This window comes from Clostridia bacterium (assembly GCA_019683875.1).
Lineage (GTDB): Bacteria > Bacillota > Sulfobacillia > RBS10-35 > Bu92 > Bu92.
Genome location: JADGHN010000153.1, coordinates 1 through 3,287, shown reverse-complemented (window position 1 = coordinate 3,287; position 3,287 = coordinate 1). Strand labels below are relative to the sequence as shown.

Annotated in this window: 3 protein-coding genes; 1 reads left to right on the top strand and 2 read right to left on the bottom strand. The window is 74.8% G+C overall.

Going from position 1 to position 3,287, the window contains the following annotated elements; translation table 11 throughout:
• On the top strand, positions 1 to 841 hold an 841-nt coding region (locus IRZ18_09165), incomplete at its 5' end, for an HAD family hydrolase (GenBank protein MBX5477273.1).
• 75 nt (positions 842 to 916) lie between these two features.
• On the opposite strand, the gene murJ is transcribed toward IRZ18_09165, so the two are convergent.
• Both murJ and IRZ18_09155 read right to left on the bottom strand, forming a co-directional pair.
• Complete coding sequence (gene murJ / locus IRZ18_09160) at positions 917 to 2,560, bottom strand: murein biosynthesis integral membrane protein MurJ (protein MBX5477272.1); 1,644 nt, start codon at positions 2,558 to 2,560, stop codon at positions 917 to 919.
• Positions 2,561 to 2,564: 4 nt separating this feature from the next.
• On the bottom strand, positions 2,565 to 3,287 hold a 723-nt coding region (locus IRZ18_09155), incomplete at its 5' end, for an FAD binding domain-containing protein (protein MBX5477271.1).

The window sequence follows — 3,287 nt, the reverse complement described above, 5'->3', positions numbered from 1 at the left end:
ATCCGAAACGGGCGCGGCGGGGCGCAGGCGCCCCGCGCGCGATGGGAGGCGGACTTCGCTGTCGGAGGTCCTGCTTTGCGCGGGCCTGCAAGTCTTCCCCTGCCGGGCGGTCATCTTTGACAAGGACGGCACCCTGTTCGACGCGTATCGCTTTCTCGCCGCGCTTCACCGCATGCGCGAGCAGGTCGTCGCGCAGGCCGCCGGCCACGACGTCCTCCCGCTCTACCGCCGGCTGTGCGGCGTGGCGTACCAGCCGGTGAGGAAGCCGCGCTGGATCGCCGCCTCTGGCGGCCTGTGGCTCGACAGTCGCGGCCCCCTCTATGAAGCCGCGTTCGACGAGGAAGCCGCGATCCTCGCCGCCGTGCTCGCCGCCGAAGGGCGGCCATGGAGCGAGGCGCGTTCGGCCGCCCGCCAGCTCCTGCTGGAAGCCGACCGCCGCCTCGCCATTCCCGACATCACCCACCCCCTTCCCGGCGTGGTCGCGGCCGTCTCCCGGCTGGCCGACGCCGGACTGCGCCTGGCGCTGGCGACGGGCGACACGGAATCGCGCGCGCGGGCGCAGCTCGCGTTCACGGGGCTCGACCGGCGCTTCGGCGCCGTCGTCACGCCGGAGCGCACCGGACGCGGCAAGCCGGCTCCGGAATTCGTCTGGGAAGCGTGCCGCGACTTGGGCGTGGCGCCCGAGGAGTGCGTCGTCGTCGGGGATTCGCCGGTCGACTGCGAGATGGGGCGCGCCGCCGGCGTGCGGGGGACGATCGGCGTCGGGCCGGAGGCGCGAGACGCGGCGCCGTGGACGGCGTGGCTCCCTTCCGTGGCGGAGCTTGAAGTGCAGAACGCATGAACCGGAGCCGCCGCGCGGCAGGCGCTCGGCCGGCCGGCGGCCCCGCGCCGGCGGCGCCGCCCGGCCACGCCGGCGTCACGGCCGCCCGAAGCGCGCGCGCCAGCGGGCGGGGAGCGCCTCGGCGAGCGCCAGGAACTCCCGCATCCCGAGAAGCCAGCCCGCCGCAAGATACGCCGCGCCGCCAGCCGCGCCCGCCGCGGCGAGGCGAAGCGCCTGGTGGAGCACGCCGTCCCCCGGCCACAGCGCGGCGGCGGCGACCCACGCGCCGGACAGCACCAGCGCCATCGCCGCGCCGGCCGCGACGGCGCGCACGGACGTCAGGACGAGCTCGCGCCCGCCGATATGCTGAAGCCGGCGGCGCAGCACCCAGAGCAGCCCCGCGGCCTGGAATGCGACGTTGAGCGACGTCCCCAGCGCCAGGCCGCCCTGCGCCAGGGGCCCCACCAGCGCGAGATCCGCCGCGACGTTGACGGCCACGCCGGCGACGCCGAGGATCATCGGCGTGCGCGTGTCCTGGAGCGAGAAGAAGGCGCGTTGCAGGAGCTGCGCGGCGCCGAGGGGCACGAGGCCCAGCGCGAAATAGCCCAGCGCGAACGCCGTCTGACGCGCGTCGCCGGCGGTGAAGGCCCCGTGCTGGAACAGGAGCTGCACGAGCGGTCGCCGCAGCACGATGAGCGCCACGGTCACGGGCGTGAGGAAGGCGATCATGAGGCGCAGCCCGCGCCTGAGGGCGGCCCGCAGGCCGTCGAAGTCGCGCGCGGCGGCCCGCTGCGCCAGCAGGGGAAACGCCACGGTGACGATCGCCGCGACGAACACGCCCGTCGGCAGGCCGTAGAGCCGGTTTGCGTACGACAGCGCGGCGATGCGCCCCGAAGGCAGGAGCGAGGCCAGCATGCGGTCGACGACGAACCCCAGCTGGCTCGCGCCGGTGGCCACGACCACAGGGGTCGTCAACGCCAGCGTCCGCGCGAGCGCCGGGTCGCGCCAGTTCCACGAGAAGCGATAGCGGAAACCGATCCGCCGCATCGCGGGCACGAGCAGCAGCCACTGAGCGGCCACGGCGGCGACGACGCCCCATCCCACGATGTCGATGCCGGCGCGCGTCCCAAGGCCGAGGATCGAGGCCACGAGGACCACGTTGTACGGGATGCCGATCATCGCCGGCAGCGTGAACTGCTCGTGCGCCTGCAGCGCGGCTGTGCTGACGGTCGCGAGCGCGAGAAAGAGCATGCTCGGCAGCATGATGCGGGTGAGGTGCACGGCCAGCTCCCGCGCGGGGCCGCCAAAGCCGGGAGCCACGACCGACACCACGGAGGGCGCGAAGACCCAGAGCGCCGCCGCGAGCATCGCCGTCACGGCCACGACGGCGGTGAAGATGGCGTCGGTGGAGCGCTTGGCCGCTTCCGGGCCGGCCTCGCGCCGGCGCTGCGTGTAGACGGGGACGAAGGTCGTGCCGAGGCCGGCCGCGACCGTCGCGAAGAGCACCTGCGGGATCGTCTGCGCGATGAAGAAGGCGTCCGTGGTGGCGCTCGCGCCGAAGACGGCCGCGAGCGCCGCGTCGCGCAGGTAGCCCAGCGGCTTGCTCAGGGCCGAGCCGATCGTGACCCACAGCGTGGCCCGGGCGCGGTTCGGCGCGGGCGGCGCCGCACCGATGGCGGTCGTCGGAGCCACGGCATCCGCCGGCGAAGCCCCGGACGGCGGCGAGGCGGTCGCGGTCACGCGCTCAGCCCGCCTGCGGGCGCAATGTCTGGAGCGCCTTGCGCACCAGGCCGCGCACCAGCTCCACCTTGTACGCGTTGCCGGGCAACGGCTGGGCGCCGGCCACGGCGGCGTCCGCCGCGGCCGCGACGGCCTCGTCGTCGAGCGTCCGGCCCAAGAGCGCCTGCTCCGCCGCCTCCGCGCGCCGCGGCTGGCCGGCGACGGCCCCCAGAACCACCCGCGCCGCCTGCACCCGCCCGTCCGTCGAGAAGGCGAGGCGAACCGCGACGGCCGCCAGCGCGAACGACCACGTCGCCCGCTCCATGGCCTTCAGGTACACGCTCTCCCCTTCCGCGGGCGGGAGGTGCACGGCCGTGATCAGCTCGCCCTCCTCCAGGCGGAAGTGCCGGGGATCCTCCGGATCCGGGTCCTTGAGGCGGCCGGCGAGCGGTTCCTCGCGCACATCGCCGTTCGCGCGCGCGATCTCCACCCGGGCGTCGAGCGCGAGAAGCGCCGTGACCGGGTCTGACGGGTTCACGGCGATGCACGTCTTCTGCGGGAAGATCGCGTGGTGGCGGTGGTCGCCCTGCGCCGCGAGGCACGTCTCCCCGCCGTGCAGCGCACATGGCAGGTCGTTGCGATAGTACTCGCAACGGTTCAACTGGAGGAGGTTTCCGCCGATGGTCGCCATGTTGCGCAGCTGCGGGCTGGCGGCGAGCTCCGCCGCCTGGGCGAGCGCGCGGTGGGA